The organism is bacterium, from assembly GCA_017744355.1.
GTDB lineage: Bacteria > Cyanobacteriota > Sericytochromatia > S15B-MN24 > UBA4093 > JAGIBK01.
The window spans coordinates 91,992-108,509 of sequence record JAGIBK010000001.1 but is presented as its reverse complement, the minus strand read 5'-3'; the positions used below and the strand labels follow the sequence as shown (position 1 = coordinate 108,509).

21 protein-coding genes are annotated in these 16,518 nt (G+C 64.6%); 15 read left to right on the top strand and 6 right to left on the bottom strand.

From position 1 onward, the window contains the following. The first annotated feature begins 66 nt into the window (after positions 1–66). Entirely contained in the window at positions 67–1,008 is a 942-nt protein-coding gene (locus tag J7643_00610) for a DUF1259 domain-containing protein (protein ID MBO9539076.1), read from the top strand. An 11-nt stretch (positions 1,009–1,019) separates the two neighbouring features. Here the strand turns inward: J7643_00610 and J7643_00605 are convergent, their stop codons facing one another. Then, a complete protein-coding gene (locus tag J7643_00605; protein MBO9539075.1) occupies positions 1,020–2,099 on the bottom strand; it encodes a nitronate monooxygenase in 1,080 nt (359 codons plus the stop codon). Between the two features lie 69 nt (positions 2,100–2,168). Here J7643_00605 and J7643_00600 point away from each other — a divergent pair, with 69 nt between their 5' ends. Both J7643_00600 and J7643_00595 read left to right on the top strand, forming a co-directional pair. Continuing rightward, positions 2,169–2,579 (top strand): fosfomycin resistance glutathione transferase, encoded by a 411-nt coding sequence (locus J7643_00600; GenBank protein MBO9539074.1) that lies wholly within the window; start codon positions 2,169–2,171, stop codon positions 2,577–2,579. A 252-nt stretch (positions 2,580–2,831) separates the two neighbouring features. After that, positions 2,832–3,479 carry a hypothetical protein gene (locus J7643_00595; protein ID MBO9539073.1) on the top strand — a complete coding sequence of 216 codons (648 nt, stop codon included), beginning with the start codon at positions 2,832–2,834 and terminating at the stop codon, positions 3,477–3,479. 72 nt (positions 3,480–3,551) lie between these two features. Here J7643_00595 and J7643_00590 read toward each other — a convergent pair whose 3' ends face one another. Next, entirely contained in the window at positions 3,552–4,619 is a 1,068-nt protein-coding gene (locus J7643_00590; GenBank protein ID MBO9539072.1) for a hypothetical protein, read from the bottom strand. A 265-nt stretch (positions 4,620–4,884) separates the two neighbouring features. Between J7643_00590 and J7643_00585 the strand changes: the two genes are divergently transcribed. Continuing rightward, positions 4,885–5,457, top strand: a complete 573-nt coding sequence (locus J7643_00585) for a hypothetical protein (protein ID MBO9539071.1) — start codon at positions 4,885–4,887, stop codon at positions 5,455–5,457. A 107-nt stretch (positions 5,458–5,564) separates the two neighbouring features. On the opposite strand, the gene J7643_00580 is transcribed toward J7643_00585, so the two are convergent. Further along, a complete protein-coding gene (locus J7643_00580; protein MBO9539070.1) occupies positions 5,565–6,029 on the bottom strand; it encodes a GyrI-like domain-containing protein in 465 nt (154 codons plus the stop codon). Between the two features lie 13 nt (positions 6,030–6,042). Beyond that, positions 6,043–6,519: a VOC family protein gene (locus J7643_00575; protein MBO9539069.1), complete on the bottom strand. Its 477-nt coding sequence runs from the start codon at positions 6,517–6,519 to the stop codon at positions 6,043–6,045. A gap of 269 nt (positions 6,520–6,788) precedes the next feature. Here J7643_00575 and J7643_00570 point away from each other — a divergent pair, with 269 nt between their 5' ends. The 5 genes from J7643_00570 (at position 6,789) to J7643_00550 (ending at position 11,014) form a co-directional block, all read left to right on the top strand. Continuing rightward, the gene (locus J7643_00570) at positions 6,789–7,724 is read left to right on the top strand and encodes a branched-chain amino acid transaminase (GenBank protein ID MBO9539068.1); all 936 of its coding nucleotides are present in this window, start codon (positions 6,789–6,791) and stop codon (positions 7,722–7,724) included. 257 nt (positions 7,725–7,981) lie between these two features. Then, positions 7,982–8,353 carry a chorismate mutase gene (gene aroH, locus J7643_00565; GenBank protein MBO9539067.1) on the top strand — a complete coding sequence of 124 codons (372 nt, stop codon included), beginning with the start codon at positions 7,982–7,984 and terminating at the stop codon, positions 8,351–8,353. A 21-nt stretch (positions 8,354–8,374) separates the two neighbouring features. Continuing rightward, positions 8,375–9,409, top strand: coding sequence for a 3-deoxy-7-phosphoheptulonate synthase (aroF, locus tag J7643_00560; protein ID MBO9539066.1), 1,035 nt, complete (start codon positions 8,375–8,377; stop codon positions 9,407–9,409). Between the two features lie 3 nt (positions 9,410–9,412). Continuing rightward, the gene (locus tag J7643_00555) at positions 9,413–10,282 is read left to right on the top strand and encodes a prephenate dehydrogenase/arogenate dehydrogenase family protein (protein MBO9539065.1); all 870 of its coding nucleotides are present in this window, start codon (positions 9,413–9,415) and stop codon (positions 10,280–10,282) included. Between the two features lie 30 nt (positions 10,283–10,312). After that, on the top strand, positions 10,313–11,014 hold the full coding sequence (locus J7643_00550) for an isoprenylcysteine carboxylmethyltransferase family protein (GenBank protein ID MBO9539064.1): 702 nt from the start codon (positions 10,313–10,315) through the stop codon (positions 11,012–11,014). A 21-nt stretch (positions 11,015–11,035) separates the two neighbouring features. Here the strand turns inward: J7643_00550 and J7643_00545 are convergent, their stop codons facing one another. Further along, positions 11,036–11,422: a DUF202 domain-containing protein gene (locus J7643_00545; protein ID MBO9539063.1), complete on the bottom strand. Its 387-nt coding sequence runs from the start codon at positions 11,420–11,422 to the stop codon at positions 11,036–11,038. 199 nt (positions 11,423–11,621) lie between these two features. Here J7643_00545 and J7643_00540 point away from each other — a divergent pair, with 199 nt between their 5' ends. Beyond that, positions 11,622–12,584, top strand: a complete 963-nt coding sequence (locus J7643_00540) for an aldo/keto reductase (protein MBO9539062.1) — start codon at positions 11,622–11,624, stop codon at positions 12,582–12,584. Between the two features lie 72 nt (positions 12,585–12,656). Here the strand turns inward: J7643_00540 and J7643_00535 are convergent, their stop codons facing one another. Beyond that, the gene (locus tag J7643_00535) at positions 12,657–13,094 is read right to left on the bottom strand and encodes a DsrE family protein (GenBank protein MBO9539061.1); all 438 of its coding nucleotides are present in this window, start codon (positions 13,092–13,094) and stop codon (positions 12,657–12,659) included. 89 nt (positions 13,095–13,183) lie between these two features. Between J7643_00535 and J7643_00530 the strand changes: the two genes are divergently transcribed. From J7643_00530 to J7643_00510, 5 genes are read left to right on the top strand one after another with little or no spacing between them, the layout of a single operon-like run. Further along, positions 13,184–13,621, top strand: a complete 438-nt coding sequence (locus J7643_00530) for a BlaI/MecI/CopY family transcriptional regulator (protein MBO9539060.1) — start codon at positions 13,184–13,186, stop codon at positions 13,619–13,621. Next, entirely contained in the window at positions 13,618–14,436 is an 819-nt protein-coding gene (locus J7643_00525) for a M56 family metallopeptidase (GenBank protein ID MBO9539059.1), read from the top strand. Before J7643_00530 ends, J7643_00525 begins: the two co-directional genes overlap by 4 nt. Before the next feature lie 16 nt (positions 14,437–14,452). After that, the gene (locus tag J7643_00520) at positions 14,453–14,968 is read left to right on the top strand and encodes a TlpA family protein disulfide reductase (protein MBO9539058.1); all 516 of its coding nucleotides are present in this window, start codon (positions 14,453–14,455) and stop codon (positions 14,966–14,968) included. Positions 14,969–14,995: 27 nt separating this feature from the next. Then, a complete protein-coding gene (locus J7643_00515; protein MBO9539057.1) occupies positions 14,996–15,721 on the top strand; it encodes a cytochrome c biogenesis protein CcdA in 726 nt (241 codons plus the stop codon). A gap of 20 nt (positions 15,722–15,741) precedes the next feature. Next, positions 15,742–16,509: a VOC family protein gene (locus J7643_00510; GenBank protein ID MBO9539056.1), complete on the top strand. Its 768-nt coding sequence runs from the start codon at positions 15,742–15,744 to the stop codon at positions 16,507–16,509. Positions 16,510–16,518: the final 9 nt, after the last annotated feature.

Genomic DNA, 16,518 nt, shown 5'->3' with positions numbered 1-16,518 from the left:
TTGTAGGGCGTGCTACGATGCGGGCGCTCGCGCTTCTGTGTGGCCTGATTTTTGAGGAGCTTCGTCATGAGAAACCCTCGCATCGCCCTTGTGACGGTGTTGGCGACAACCATCGTGGTCTCGGCCTGCGGAAGGGCCGATGCGACAGAAGGTGCCAATCATTTCAAGATTGGTGCGGCCTCTCAAGAGCTCGACACGGCGACAATCGAGAGATTGAGCGGCGCCAAGGGGACGCTCAACAAACAAGAAAAGGCCTTCAAGGTGAGCGTCCCGCGCTCGGACCTGAAGGTCACCACCGCCGGGGTTCGCATGACGCCCCCCATGGGCCTCACCTCTTGGGCAGCTTTCCAGAAGGTAGGCGCGCCCACGATGGTGATGGGCGATATGGTCGTGACCGAGGACCAGGTCAACCCCGTGATGAGCGTGGCGCTCGAGAACGGCCTTGAAGTCACCGGCTTGCACAACCATTTCTTGTGGGACTCGCCCAGGGTGATGTTCATGCACATCGGGGGGATGGGGGACGAGGCGGCATTGGCCTCTGCCGTCGGCAAGGTTTTCGAAAAGATTCGTGCGACGAGCGGCGGCAAGGGTGTGATTCCCAGCGCCAATCTCGACCCGGCCAAGACCTCACTCGACCCGAAGAAGATCGACGCCGTCGTGGGCGAGAAGGGCGATCTCGCAAACGGCGTCTACAAGATCACCATTGGGCGCACGACCACCATGCATGGCCATCAGGTAGGCAACACGATGGGGGTCAACACCTGGGCCGCTTTTATCGGCAGCGATGAACAGGCCGTCGTAGATGGCGACTTCGTGATGTACGAGGATGAGCTTCAGGGGGTCCTCAAGGCGCTGCGAAGCGCGGGCATCAACATCGTCGCCATCCACAACCACATGACCGGCGAATCGCCCAGGATGATGTTCCTGCACTACTGGGGCGTCGGCTCGACCACGGATCTCGCGAGGGGCCTCAAGGCTGCCATCGCCCAGACGAAATCGAGGCCGTAAGCCAAGATGAGCTAGCAGCTGGGCGATCGCAACAGCCCCAAGGCCTCGCTGGCGAGCTGCCTCGTCAGTTCATCGGCGGGCAGCTCACGCGCCAGATGAAACGCCTGTCCTGCCCAGAGTGAACTGAACTCCGCTGACCCCGATGCCTCGGCACGGGCTCTCAGGGGGGCGAGTACACTGGCAGCGAGCGGAAACTCCGGGACAAGGTCAGAGAGGGGGCCGATCTCCCGGACCAAGCGATTGACGATCGAACGGGCAGGCCGCCCGGTAAAAACATTGGTGAGGGCCGTCTGATCCGCGCCGGCGGTCTGCAGCGCTTGGCGGTGAAGCGCCGTGATGGTCGCTTCAGGACAGCGCAGATAGGCCGTGCCAATCTGCACCGCTGCGGCGCCCAGGGCAAACGCCGCGGCAATCCCGCGCCCATCTGCAATGCCACCCGCTGCGATCACTGGAACCTTCACCGCATCGACCACCTGGGGCACGAGGGCCATCGTCCCAAGCTGGGTGGCGGGATCCCGGGAAAGAAACATGCCCCGGTGTCCGCCCGCTTCAATGCCCTGAGCAATGATGGCATCGCAGCCATGGCGCTCGAGCCAGACGGCCTCTTCCACGGTCGTCGCGCTCGAGAGGACCTTCGCTCCGCTCGCCTTGACGCGGGCCATAAGCTCGCTCGAAGGTAAGCCGAAATGGAAGCTGACGACCTCCGGCCGGCATGCCGCGACAAGCCCGGCCATCGTCGAATCGAACGGCGCTCGCTCGGCTTTCGGAGTCGGGGCGTCGGGATCGAGTCCCAGCTCCCGGTAGTAGTGTTCCAGGCGCCTTTTCCAGGCCTTCTCGCGCTCCGGATCCGGCTCGACTGGCCTGTGGCAGATGAAGTTGAGGTTGATCGGGTGGGGCGTGCGCTGCCGGAAGATGCCCACCTGTTGGCGAAGCTGCTCGGCGGTCAACATGGCGCAGGCGAGGGCCCCCAAGCCACCGGCCCTGGAGACTGCGATCGCCATCTCGGTAGAGGCCGCCCCGGCCATCGGAGCCAGAAGGATCGGCAACTCGATGCCGAGGAGGTCCAGGATACGACGATCAGGCCAAGTCATGACGCATATCCCCCCTTGCAACGCGCCAGCCGGTGGCAAGTCCTAAGGAGCATGCTAGCATCGAACGATATGATTAGCGGAATCAATCACATCACGCTTTCGGTCAGAGATATTGAACGGTCCTTCGACTTCTACGCAGAGGTGCTGGGCCTTAAACCCCTTGTCCGCTGGAACCAAGGGGCCTATTTCCTGGCAGGGGCGACCTGGCTCGCGCTGACGCTCGATGAAGACACCCGCGAGCAGCCACTGCCTGAGTACACGCATCTAGCCTTCACGGTCTCCGAGACGGACTTTCAGGCCATGTGCCAGCGGGTGCTCGCATCGGGAGCTGAAGTTTGGCAACCGAACAGTTCAGAAGGTGCCTCTCTCTACTTCACCGATCCCAACGGACACAAACTGGAGCTTCACGCCTCCGATCTGGAAACCAGGCTACGAACGGCCAAGGATCACCCGTGGGAAGGGGCCATATTCTTCGTCTGAGGCTCCCCACACAATGCCAAGCGATGAGGGCAGCGAGGGAATTATCGCAATGGCTCTTAAGGCTAAAGAACAGCCTATCGCTTATAGAGGCAGCTTCCCAAGAGCCTTATTAGCGCCTCAACCTTAAGCACCGTATTACGCAAGCTGCTAGCGATCATTTCTTTCCTGGCCTGCCTTTGCTATATTCGCCGCGGTTGCATTCCATCGCTCAGTCGTCCTCTGCATCCCGAGCAACCAGGAAAGAGGGGCAAGATGGTCAAGAAGGTATGGGCACGTGTGGCTGTTGGAGGCCTTGCGATCGGAGTTGTCGGTTGCTCCAGTGCGGCTCCTACGGCAACCCAAGCGCCCGCTGATCCGGTGACTCCCGCGCGCGCCATTCAAGCAACCGAGAACACGATGAATCCGGACCAGCTGCGCGCAACGCTCCCCGAGAGCATTCCCGCCTCGGAGGCCAGCAAGCGTCTGGTCACAATCGACCCTAGCAAGATCATCGGCCTGCCGGCGCAAGCGCAGAATAGCAATGAGCGTAGTATCCAGCAGCGTGGCTGGGGCGGTCGTGGCCTAGGTTTTCGTGGCGGCTTTGGCGGGCGTGGCCTGGGCTTCCGCGGCGGCTTGGGCGGCTTTGGCTTGGGCGGCCTCGGCTGGGGTGGCCTCGGCTGGGGCGGCCTTGGCTGGGGTGGCGGTTGGAGTGGCTTCGGTTGGAATAGAGGCTGGGGCGATTTAGGCTACTTCCCGTACGTCTCGATCTACTACCCTGTCGGAAACAACCTCTATCCCTACTATCAGCACGGCGGCAACTACCATCCCTATTACACTTCGGCAGGGGCCTTCTACAGCATGCCGGGGCTGCAAGTCACCCCGATGGGCCTCTACAATACTGCCTCCTATAACTGGTACTAGGGCGAATAGTGAGTGGCCAGCCTGACTTCGTCAGGCTGGCCACGATGCTTCTAGGAGATTCAGACGCGCTTCTCAGAGCGCCAGGTCGATCTGCTGGACGGTGCCAGCAGTGCCGTTCTCCCGAAGAAAGATCCCGGTGCTTCGGACCTGGCCCAGCAGATCGGTTGGGGACGTTTTGTAGTGGTAGGGGGTGGCGATGCTGCCCACGAAAATCGCACCGATGCCCTTTTGGCCCAGCGCGAAGAGCTGATCGCGCCCCTCTTCATCCTTGGTCCAGATGCGCAGGCGGTCGTAGACGGAGTCCGCCTCATCGATCCAGCCGTTGCCATCCTCGTCATAGGCGGCCAGCTCGGCGAACCCGTCACCGGATTTGGGGCCGAAAAGCTCGCGACCGTCGTTGATTTGCCCATCACCGTCGAGATCGAGGGCCAAGAAGCCGCTGCCTGCCGAGACGAACGACACCTGATCAGGCTCGCCGTCCGCATCGAGATCGAAGCGATACTTGGTCTGGGTCAGCTCTGCGGCAGGAGCATCGAAGTTGATCACCAGGGGATCCATGAGCTTGGCATCGCCGGCACGGAATCTGACGTTGGTGCTCTCCATGTAGAACCGGCTCATCTGGAGTTGCACGGAAAAATCGATGGATTTGCCGTCAGCCGTCTGGATCTTGCCAGCCGCCGAAAAGCGGGTGGTCTCGACCTCCGTGTAAGATTCGTGATAGTCGTAAGCGATCCCCCAGCCCACCCTCTCGGATCCACGAGACGGGCCCTGCTGAGCTATCTGGTTGGTGCGAGTGACGGGCTCGGAGCGATCGCCCGCGTCATTGGTCCCCTGCTCAGAGCTATCGCCGGCGTCATCCGCGACAAGCTCCGGTTCGAGCGAGTAAAAACGCATCTCCTGATCCGTCAACAACCCGAGCAGCTTCTTGAGCATGGAAAGCTTGAGCTTGTCTTGGATGCTGGGCTCGAACGAGACATCCTCGGGTTTCGTACGCTCGGTAACCACCTTGGCAGGGCTTGCGGCTGGCGGCTGTTCGGCTTGCGGCTTATCCTGCCAGACTCGAAGCGACTCTCGCTTCTCGGATTTTTCCATCTGAAAATGCTCGCCTTGCATGGCGACCGCCGAATGAGTAATACGCATTGGAACTCCTCCCTGAGTTTCAATCGTCTTCAACGTCATCCAATTGGATCCACTCTCATTATCGACCAAGCGTTCAAGAAACTTGATGGTTTCGCTGCCGGCGCTCTATCATCGCTGTCGCTCCTCGCCAAGAAGTCCCAAGCAGTCGAGATGGACAAGCGGCCCGTTCAGTCACATCATTGGGAATCACTCGCCGTCACGACAAGGTTTCAGCGCGACCATGCGGATGGCCGTCGTGGGACCGAGACCAGCGCTTGGAGGAAGGATGTCTCGCGCCATTTCACGCATCGCCATCACCATGGCCGCGCTCTTGCTCAGCGGGTGCGCCACCGTACAGGTGCAGCATGAGGTGCTTCAGGGCGAAGCGCCGCTGTATCAGCCGACCCGCCTCCCCCTCGGCGTGCTCTCGGTGCGACCGCTATCGCGCTGGCGCCCCGACCAGAAGGAAGTGCCGGCGCGCGAAAAAATCGCGCGCGCAGCCATCGAGGCGGTGTTCCGGAACCTGCCCTCCGGGAGCGTCGCCGAGATTCGCCCCTTCGAGCCCTTTTCCGCCCAGTCCGATCTCAAACTCGCCGAGGCGAGAACGGCCAATATCGACACAGTGGTGACCATCACCGTCGAAGAACTCGGACCTCAGCTCTATCTCTCGATTCCAGTGCTCTGGAGCACGTACAGCGACGTGAGGTTCCAGCTCCAAGCCGTTCGCACCCAGACCGGTGAGACGGTTCTGGACGTCAAGCACAAGCGATTGGTGGGCGGCCCCTTCGAGTTGCGCGGCGTCCAACCGTTGCAAGCGGAGATGGAGACCGCCTTGCGAGAAGTCCTCGGGCAGCATTGAGCGGCACAGGACTTCTCGACGCGCTCCCGACATGAACGGCCAGCCCGCAAAAGCGAGGCTGGCCGTTCGATTTACTCAACGCTTGAGCGCGCCCAGGTCATCGACCCTCAACCGATCAGCGGTCGATTCAACTCCGTGCGCCAGTCGGCCGGATTGGGGCTCGATTCCGGCCCCTTGACGTAGCATTCCCACAGATCGGAGGCGGGGGTGTGGCCCTGAGCTTCGATCCAATCCATGAACTCGCCCCAGGCATCGCCAAGGCCCTCGTAGTTCCCGTGGAAGACCGTCCGCGCCACCTTCGCAGCAGGCAACTGGCCCGCCTGCACACGACCCGCGGGGGCGACCGGCGCCGTGACGGGCACGCAGATCTCGAAATCGAAGATTTCAGGATCCATCCTCAGGTGATGCGTGAACCATGGGCCGGCCGGCGCGATGCCCTGAGCAGCAATAGCAGCCATGACCTCGCCGATGCCCGGGCCCATGACCTCCTGGATCTCTTCGCGCGGAACGGTGAGGTGGATGAAGGCGGTGAGCTGGGCCTCACTCTGCGTAATTTGCGGTGTTTCGATCATCGGGGAGCCTCCTCTACCTGCCGGCATTGCGCATGTCTTCCGCCAAGGCTGCCTTCATTTCCTCTTCCGTGCGGGTCTGAACTTCCTGGTTGAGCTCCCAGAGATGACCATACGGATCGAGGATCTGGCCGTAACGAGCCCCCCAGAACGTGTCGGCCACGGGCATGTGCTCGGCAGCTCCCGCCTTTACGGCGCGCTGATACACTGCATCGGCATCGTCGACATTGAGCGCGATGGCGACCGTGGTGCCCTTCGCTGTGCCAGGAGCGCACATCACGCCGCCTTCCTCGCGGTTGTCGGGGAACTCGTCGACCAAGAAGATCGGATGACCGTCGATGGTCATGACGGCATGAATGAGCCTCTGTCCATCGGGCGTCGGCATCGTGGAGACGATCTCGGCGCCGAACGCTTCCTTGTAGAACTCGAGCGCCTTGGCGGCACCCGCCACGATGAGGTGGGGAATGATGGACTTCACGGTCGGTTTCGACATGAATCGGGAACCTTTCTCTTGCAATGAACCACAGACGGCATTCAGGAGGCTTGGAACTTGGGCGAGCGCGGCGAGGGCGCCGCATCTCCCGCTAGGTCCTTTTACCTCTGCTCGCTTCGATTTATTTGAAGCAAGGCGCATTCAAATCATCTCGTCGTGAGCTTTCGAGCGCCGCTCAGCTTGAGCCGAGCCAGTCGGGTAGAATTATCACAGGATGCCTGGCTGACCACGTCATCGCTTGCTGGACCTTTCCGAAAGGATCCGCCGCCATGTCAAAGCCCGAGTACGTCTACTTTCGAGGCGACTACGTGCCCTTCGACGAGGCCAAGGTCAGCGTCATGACCCACGCCCTCAATTACGGCACGGGGTGCTTCGAGGGGATCCGCGGCTACTGGAACGAAGCGCACCAAGAGCTTTACGTCCTCAAAATGGCGGACCACTTCGAACGGATCCACCAGTCCGCCCGGATCCTCCGCATGCCGCTCCATCACACCGTCGAGGAGCTGTGCGCGATCGCCCTCGGCCTCATCCGCCGCAACGCCTTCAAGCAGGACATCTACTTGCGTCCGCTGGTGTACATGGCCGATGAGCTGATCGGGGCGCGCCTGCACAACCTGACGGCAGACTTCACCATGTTCGCCACCCCCATGAGCGGCGAGCCCGCCACCAGCGGCATCAAGGTGACCGTCTCGAGCTGGCGCCGCATCGACGACAACGCCATGCCCGCCCGCGCCAAGATCACCGGTACCTACGTCAACTCGTCGCTCGCCAAGACCGAGGCGTACCACAACGGCTTCGACGACGCGATCTTCCTGAACACGGACGGCCACGTCTCGGAGGCGAGCGGGATGAACCTGTTCCTCGTCCGCAAGGGCCAGCTGATCACCCCCGGCGTCCAACAGAACATCCTCGAGGGCGTGACGCGCCAGGCGGTCATGACCATCGCCAAGGAAACGCTCGGGATCGAGACGCTCGAACGTCCGGTGGACCGCACGGAGCTCTACGTCTGCGACGAGATGTTCCTGTGCGGCACCGGCGCCCAGATCTTGCCGGTCGCCTCGATCGACCACCGACCGGTGGGGGGAACGGGCGTCGTGGGGCCCATCACCCGAGCGATCATGGACCACTATGCGCAGGCCGTGCGCGGCGAGCACCCGCGCTTCGCCGACTGGGTCACCCCGGCCTACGCCTCCTCGCGCAATTAGTTCCCCCGCTCGGGAAACGACGCCAGGCGTCGGCGGGCACCTTCCACGCACGGAAATCCCGTCCAAGCATCGAAACTGGCCACTTAGCGATAACCTCTGATCGGCACAGGAAGCCAACTTCAGACCCTCATGGGCAGTTTGACCGAAAGCTCGTCCTCATGCTAGAGTTCCTTGCCTTACGCGTGACGGTGGAGGGGGCAAGGGGTCGCTGACCTCGGGCTCCTTTGCTTTCATCCCCGACGTAGAGGAGGCTCCGCATGGTGACGTCCTGCCGTGGCGTACGAGGTGCCACCTCCGCCGACGCAAACACCCCCGAGGCCATCCTTGCCGCCACGCGCGAGTTGCTCGAAACCCTCATCGAGGCCAACGGCATCGCTCCCACGGACGTCGGCAGCATCTTCCTTACGGCCACGCCCGATCTCAATGCCGACTTCCCGGCCCAAGCAGCCCGCCAGATGGGCTGGGCCGATGCCGCGCTCCTCTGCGCCCAGGAGATCGCGGTCCCCGAGGCGACGCCGCGGGTGATCCGCGTGCTGATCCACTGGAACACCCCCAAGAGCGCCGCCGAGATCCGGCACGTCTACCTCAAAGAAGCGCGTGCCCTGCGCCCAGACCGTGCCCTCGCCTGATCTTGCCGTAGGAGGGTCCCCATGATCGTCGTGATGCGCGCGGACAGCACCGCCGAGGATGTCCTTGGCGTCCTCGCCCTGCTCGAACGCCAAGGCCTCAGCACGCACGTCTCGACGGGCGAAGCGCACACCATCGTGGGCGTGCTCGGCTCCCCGATCAACCACGAGGAGCTCGGCCCGGCGCTCGAGGCGCTCTCCGGGGTCGATCGAACGGTCAAGGTCTCGAAATCCTACAAGCTGGCGAGCCGCCAGTTCCAGCCGACGGACACCGTGATCGACGTGCGCGGCGTACGGATCGGGGGGCCCGAGGTCGTGGTGATCGCAGGCCCTTGCTCGGCCGAAAGCGAGGATCAATGCCTGCGCATCGGCGAGGCCGTCGCACGCGCCGGTGCGCGCCTGTTCCGGGCCGGGGCGTACAAGCCGCGCACGAGCCCGTATGCTTTCCGAGGCCACGGCGAGGCGGGCCTCGAAATGCTCGCCAAGGTCCGTGAGACGACCGGGCTGCCCATCGTCACCGAGGTGCTGACGCCGGCCCACGTCGAGCTCGTCGGGCACTACACCGACGTCTTCCAAATTGGCGCCCGCAACATGCAGAATTACCTGCTGCTCGAAGAGGTGGGGCGCACGGACATCCCGGTGCTGCTCAAGCGAGGGCCCTCGGCCACGATCGAGGAGTGGCTGCTTGCGGCCGAATACGTGATGGCGCAGGGCAACCGCAAGGTGATCCTGTGCGAGCGCGGCATCCGGACGTACGAGACGGCCACGCGCAACACCTTCGACGTCAACGCCGTGGCGTACGCCAAGCGCGAGACGCACCTGCCGGTGATCGCCGATCCGAGCCACGGGACCGGCGTGCGCCCCCTGGTCTCGCCGGTGGGGCTCAGCGCGATCGCCGCCGGCGCCGACGGCCTGATCGTCGAGGTGCACCACGACCCTGACAAGAGCTGGTCAGACGCCGCGCAGGCGCTGGGGCACGAAGCCTTCGCGGAGCTGATGGCGACAGGGGAAGCCGTCGCCCGAGCCGTCGGCCGCAAGTGGGCGGGCCTGCCGGTCTGACGCATGCGCGTCGCGTTGCTCGGCCTCGGCTTGATCGGCGGCTCGCTGGGTCTGGCCCTGCGCGCCGAGCGGCCGGAGATCGAGGTCGTGGGCTGGGACCCGGACCCGGCGGCCCTTGCGCTTGCGCGCGAGCGGGGCGCGATCGCCCGCGAGGCAGCCGACCCCGCAGCAGCGGTCGCCGATGCCGACCGGGTGGTGCTGGCGGCTCCGGTGGGGGCCTTCCCTGCGCTGTTTGCTGCGATCGCGCCCTGCCTGCGGCCCGAGGCCGTGGTCACGGACGTCGCGAGCACCAAGGCGGCAGTGACCGCCTGGGCGTCAAATGCCGGCCTCAACTTCGTCGGCGGGCACCCGATGGCAGGGAGCGAGCAGGTGGGGGTGGCCCACGCGCGGGCGGACCTGTTTCGCGGCGCGGCCTGGTGCGTCACACCGCCCCCAAGCGCTGACCCTGCGGCGGTAGCTGCAGTCGAAGCGCTCGCGACTTCGGTGGGGGCCCGGCCTCTTCGTCTCGATCCGAGCACGCACGACGCGTTCGTGGCCGCCGTCAGCCACCTGCCCTTCGCGACGTCGGCCGCGCTGGTTTCGCTCACGACAGCCGATCCGCGCTGGGCACAGATGGCGCCGCTCGCCGCGACGGGCTATCGCGATGCAACCCGGCTGGCCTCGGGGAGCCCCGCAATGTACCGCGACATCTGCCTCACGAACCAGGAAGCGATCGCCCCCTTGCTGCGCCACCTCGCCGCCACGCTGACGACGCTCGCCGACCAGCTCGACGACCCGCAGGCCGTCGAGGCCTTCTTCACGCGCGCGCGCGATGCACGCGATACCTGGCTCGCAGCGCGAGATCACCTCCGGATGCCCCATCCCTCCCGATGAATCTTTCGCGTCGAAAGGGGAAGTGCCGCGATGGCGAGCGAGGCGAAAAAACTGACGCCCCCCAAGCTGATTCTCACGATGGTTTATCTGCTGATCTACCCGCTGGGCCTGTTATGGCTTGCAGGGGATTGGAAATGGGTCGAGGGCTGGCTCTTCAGCCTCTGGTTCGTCGCCTTGTGCGCGGGCACGATCATTTATCTCTACTTCAAAGACCCGGCGCTGCTCGCCGAGCGATACCGCAAGCCCGGGGCGAGCGGCGAAGCCAAATGGGACCAAGTATTCGTCTACGCGATCATGGGCCTGTCCTTTGCCTGGTTTGCGGTGATGCCGCTGGATGCGCAGCGTTTCCACTGGACGGCGGAGTTCCCGCTCTGGCTGAAAACCGTCGGTGCCGTCTTGCTACTGCTCTCGTCCTTCTTCCTCTTCCGCGCGTTTCGCGACAACACCTTCCTCTCGCCATTGGTCAGGATCCAGCGCGAGCGCGAGCAGCAGGTGGTCTCGACGGGGGTATACGGCTTCGTGCGGCATCCGATGTATCTGGGGGCAACGTGCATGTTCATCGGAGCCCCGCTATTCTTGAGCTCGCTCTGGGGGCTCGCCATCGGTCTGCTGATGACCCTGCTGCTGATGGTGCGGATCGTCGGCGAAGAAGCGCTCTTGCTCGACGAGCTCGCAGGTTACGACGCCTATCGGCAGAAGGTGAGGTATCGCCTCCTGCCGTATATCTGGTAACGCCTTTGTCGAGCGGGCCGCTCAGAAGGGTCCCTCCCCGAAGGAAATGCTGACGAACATCAGCACCCCGACGAGCGCCAAGAGGAGGGCAAGCGCGAGCGCCACCCCGGTTCGCCCCTCCGCCAGCCCGGCGCCAAGGCCGCGCATGGCCTGTAGATGCTGGAAGGCGGCGGCAAGCAAGCTCAAGGTCCCCAGCGCGATCAGAGTGAGGCCCAGATTGCGAGGAGCGTGCAGATGTCCCAGGCCCTCGGCCTCGCGCAGGTACTGGAAGAATTTGTAGATGCTGAAGCCGAACCCCATCATGGAGAGAGAGGTCCTCACCCAGGCCAGGTAGGTCCGCTCCGCCGCGAGCACGGTCCGCCGCAGGGCCAGCTGGTTCGCATCCGGCGGGGTTTCGTCCTGCTTCATCGCCATCCCCCTGCTGAATCCGTCGGGCTCGGCCCTCAGCGAGCACATCAACCATAGGCGTCCGCGCCCACTTCCACAACGCTGCGCCGAGCGTCACTGGCGACGCCGTTTCATTCCGGCAGGGCTTATGGTCTCCGAGATCGTGCAAGCAGAGAACGATGGGTTACCATGGCGAAGCGACACGAGAGGAGAAAGCTCGATGACCCTGCGAAATCTCGGACGAACGGCGCTGCGCGTCTCCCCGCTCTGCCTGGGCGGCAACGTCTTCGGCTGGACCGCCGACGAGACGGCCTCCTTTGCCGTGCTGGACGCGTACGTAGCAAGCGGCGGCAACTTCATCGACACGGCGGAGGTCTATTCTCGCTGGGTGCCGGGCCATCACGGCGGTGAGTCGGAAGCGATCCTCGGACGCTGGCTCAAATCCCGCAAGAACCGGGACCAGCTCGTCATCGCCACCAAGGTCGGCGCCCCCATGGGCGATGCGCCCGAGCAGAAGGGCCTCTCGCGCCGGCGGATCCTGGACGCCGTGGAAGGCTCCCTGCGCCGGCTGCAAACGGACGTCATCGACCTCTACCAGGCCCACTTCGACGATCCCGGGACGGCCCTCGACGAGACTCTCGCCACCTTCGACGAGCTGGTCAAGGCGGGCAAGGTGCGTCACATCGGGGCGTCGAACTACACCGCCCCTCGCCTCAATGAAGCGCTCGAAACGGCGCAGCGCCTCGGGCTTCGCCCTTTCGAGACCATGCAGCCCGAATACAACCTGCTCGACCGGGAGCAGTTCGAAGGGGCGCTCCAGGCGCTCTGCCTGGAGCACGGGCTGGGGGTCATCACGTACTATTCGCTCGCAAGCGGCTTCTTGAGCGGCAAGTATCGCAAGGACCAGCCGCTCCCAACCTCCAGCCGCGCGGCCTCGGTCCAGCGGGAGTACATGAACCCGCGCGGATTCCGGGTGATCGAGGCTCTCGACGCCGTGGCAGCCGCGCACCAGGCCACCGTCAGTCAGGTGGCGCTGGCCTGGGTCATGGCGCAGCCGGGGGTCACGTCGGCCATCGCGAGCGCGACCTCGGCCGCTCAGGCCCAGGACCTGCTCGGCGCCCTACGGATCCAGCTCGACGCAGAGGCGCAGCACCGCCTGAGCGAGGCCGGGAAGCTCGCCTGACGCCACGTCCGGCAGCCATTCCAGCAGCCCTGTGAGCACGTCCGGTGCCGTCGCAGTGACGCGGCCCGAGGCTCACATCCCCGGCTTCAGGTAGCTCCAGCCGGCTTCCTGCTTCAGCACGAGCTCCGCCGCCCCAGAGGGGACCACCCGCACGAAGGGCAGCAAGGCGTCTGGGGTGAGCCCTCTGCCTTGCAGCGTATTCTGGCAGGCGACGAAAACGACCTGGCCGCGAGCCAGGGCCTCCATCCGCGCACGATCCGGCGCCCCCTCTTGGAGCATCATCCCGAGACCGGGCCCGTAGGCGACGACTTCGACGAAGGTGTTCGCGGTTCCGAGCTGGCGCTGGAGGTTCTCGACGTTGTTGAGCACCCGTTGCCAGGTGGCGGAATCGCCCGATGAGACATCGATGACCACCCGATGGAGCTGGCTGGGTTTGGCCGAGGCAGCAGCCTGCCATCCGAAGACGAGGCCGAGCCCCACGAGGGGCAGGGCGAATAAGGCTTTTTTCACGGGTCGATCCTCATGCCGAGCTCTACGGTTGACGTCCGTAGAGTTTTCTTGCTAGGCTCTCTACGTACCCTGTCCGTAGGAGAATCTCAATGCCCCCCGCGCACGATTCCGTGATCTGGCCCCATCGCGAGGGCCTCGGCAAGGTCCTGGGCGACCTGGAGCTCTTCGTAATGGAGCTCGTCTGGAAGTGGCCGAGCGCCTACCCTGTGACGGTCAAGGAGGTGCACCAAGCGGCGCAAGAGAGCCGTCCCCTGGCTTACACCAGCGTCCTTTCCACCATGAGCAACCTCGTCAAGAAAGAGGCGCTGCGCGTGGAAAAGGAGCACTTCGCCCATCGCTACTGGCCGACCAGCAGCCGCGAGGAGTTCGAGCAAGAGATGCTCAGCCGCTTGATGGGCTCGCTGGTGAAGGACTTCACGGCTCCGGCCCTCCAGCACTTCGTGGGTTCGCTCGAAACCGTGGATCCCCGATTGCTCGATGCCCTCGACGCTGAGATCCAGCGCCGGCGGCGCCAGGAGGCGCCATGAAGCGCTGGCCCTCGATCGTCACGCTGGCCTGGCCAGCGCTGCTGGTGCTCGTCGGCGACCTCTACGCCGCGACCCACTACCGCGTCTCATGCTTGATTGCCCCCCAGTGGAGCGGCAAGAGCCTCGGGCTCGGCGTCCTGCTCGCGGCAAACTTGCTCTTGCTTGGGAGCCTGGTCTGGCAAGTCGTACGCTTGCGTGCGGTTTCCCGCCGCATCCATCGCCTGCCGCGCCTGGAGCCGAGCGCTTACCAGCGGCTGGCGCTCGATGGGCTCGATGGGGTCGAGGTTCGGGTGCTCGAACACGACGCCCCCGTGCTGTTCACCACCGATGGCTTGCGCCCGACTATCGTGGTCTCGCGCTGGATGCTGCAACGCCTGGATGAACAAGAGCTTCGAGCCGCCTTCGCGCACGAGCTGGCTCACCTTCAGCACCGGGACGGCCTCGTGATGCTGCTGGTGCACGGCCTCTGCCCAGGCGGCTTCGGGCTGGGCTTCTTTCAACAGCGCCTGGAGTGGCTCGCGCGAGAGTTCGAGCTGCGGGCTGATGCGATCGCCGCCCGGCGAATCGGCGATCCCCTCGCGGTCGCGAGCGCCCTCGTCAAGGTGGGCCGCCATGCGCACCCCCAGGCTGCGGCCATGGCGTTCGCCGCTCGCCCGTCGGCATTACAGACCCGCGTCGCGGCCCTGCTCGCGGACGCCCCTCGGCCACGGGATCCCCATTCTTGGGAGACTCCCTGGTTGATGCTGGTCGGGGCAAGCTCCCTTGCCGCATGGCTCGTCTTTGTCGCCCACCTCTGTGTGCGTGGGCTCGGCTAGCAGAAAGGACCTTTGGATGAAAGCTTCTATCCCGTGGATTCTCGCCGCGCTCGTGGTGGTCGGCGGCGGCGTCGCCTACTTCGCCACCAAGGGGGGGCCTGAGGCCATCACGACGAGCAGCACCGGCGCGCCGGGCTTCGAGCTGCCTGCCGCACCCGGTCCCGGTTCAGTCAAGTTGTCCGACTACCAGGGCAAGGTCGTGCTGGTGAACTTCTGGGCGACCTGGTGCCCGCCCTGCCGCGCGGAGATCCCCGATTTCATCCAGGTCCGCGACTCGCTCAACGCCAAAGGCTTCGAGATCATCGGCATCTCGCTGGACGAGGGCGGAGCCAAGGACGTGGTGCCGTTCGCCAAGGAATACGGCATCACCTACCCCCTGGCGCTGGGGAATCAGGACGTGGTGGACCGCTACGGCGGCATTCGCGGCATCCCGACCTCCTTTCTGATCGACCGCACGGGGAAGATCGTCCAGAAATGGCCCGGCATGATCGACCGGAGCACCCTCGAAAAGGCCGTCACCGCGGTGCTCTAGCCCACGGCTCAAGAAGGTACTCATCCAATGAATCAAATCCCTTTTTACACGGCCTTCGGGGCCGGGTTGATTTCGTTCGTCTCGCCCTGCGTCCTGCCCCTGGTGCCCGGTTATCTCTCTTTCCTCTCGGGGGTCTCGCTGGACCAGCTCCAGGAGACCGAGGCACAGGCAGGCATCCGTGGCAGGGTGCTGGCCAACTCCCTGGCCTTCGTCTTCGGCTTCAGCCTGGTCTTCGTGCTCCTGGGGGCCTCGGCCACCTTCGTCGGGAAGCTCCTGCTCGAGCAGCTCCCGCTGCTGAGCAAGCTGGCTGGCGCGCTGATCGTGCTCTTCGGCCTTCACACCATGGGGGTCCTGCGCTTTGGTTGGCTCTACCGGGAGAAGCGGGTCCAGATCCAGCGCAAGCCGGTTGGCCTGCTGGGATCCGCCCTGGTCGGCGTGGCCTTCGCCTTCGGATGGACGCCTTGCATCGGCCCCATCCTGGCAGGCATCTTGACGTACGCGAGCACCCAGGAAACCATGGGGCAAGGGATTGGCTTGTTGGCGCTGTACTCCCTGGGCCTAGGCGTTCCCTTCGTCCTGGCGGGGCTGGGTTTCGAGCGCTTCCTGGCGATCGCCGATCGCTTCAAGCGCAAGATGCGGGCAATCGAGCTGGCCAGCGGCCTGCTGCTCGTCGTCATCGGCCTGATGATCGCCACCAACGGCCTGACCTGGCTCTCGGGGAGGCTGGGCTTCCTCGGTCAGTTCGCACTCTAATCTGAAGTTTGGAGATTCACATGGCTTCGACCCCCACCGCATCCCCCAGCAAGTTCGTCTGGCGTGAGCTCCTCACCCTCGACCCGGAAAGCGCCAAGCGCTTCTACGGCGAGCTCTTCGGCTGGCAGTGGACCGCGATGCCGATGGGCGAAGGTCACGCCCCCTACAACCAGGCAGCGATCGGCGACAAGACCGTGGCGGGAATCCTGCAGCTCGACTGCGAGCTCGACGCGGCCTTCTGGGCCCCATACATCGCCGTGGCGGACGTCGACGGCGCGACCGAAACGGCCGCCTCTCTCGGCGCCTCGGTGGTGGTGCCCCCGACGGATCTGCCCGAGGTCGGTCGCTTCTCCTTCTTGCACGATCCCCAGGGCGCGGCCTTCTACCTGTTCTGTGCCGCGAACGGTGAAAGCACCGACGCCGAGCCCACCCCCGGCGAATTCTGCTGGGAGCACCTCAACACCTCGGATCCCGCGGGCGCGATCGCGTTCTACACCAAGCTCACCGGCTGGGGCACCCAGTCGTTCGGCCCCGTGACCTTCCTCACCCACGGCGCCGAGGCGAAGCCCCTCGGCGTGGTCTCGCAGGCTCCGGCTGGCATGCCGGCCCATTGGCTCTCCTACGTGCTGGTCGACGATCTCGCCGCCACCAACGCCAAGGCCAAGGCGCTGGGCGCCGAGGTCATCGAGGAGCGGATCGAGGTCCCCGGAAAGGGCGCGTTCGCCCTGCTCAAGGACCCGTCCGGCGCGCTGTTCATGCTCTCCGAGCCGGAGACGAAAAAGCAGTAGTCCCTCACG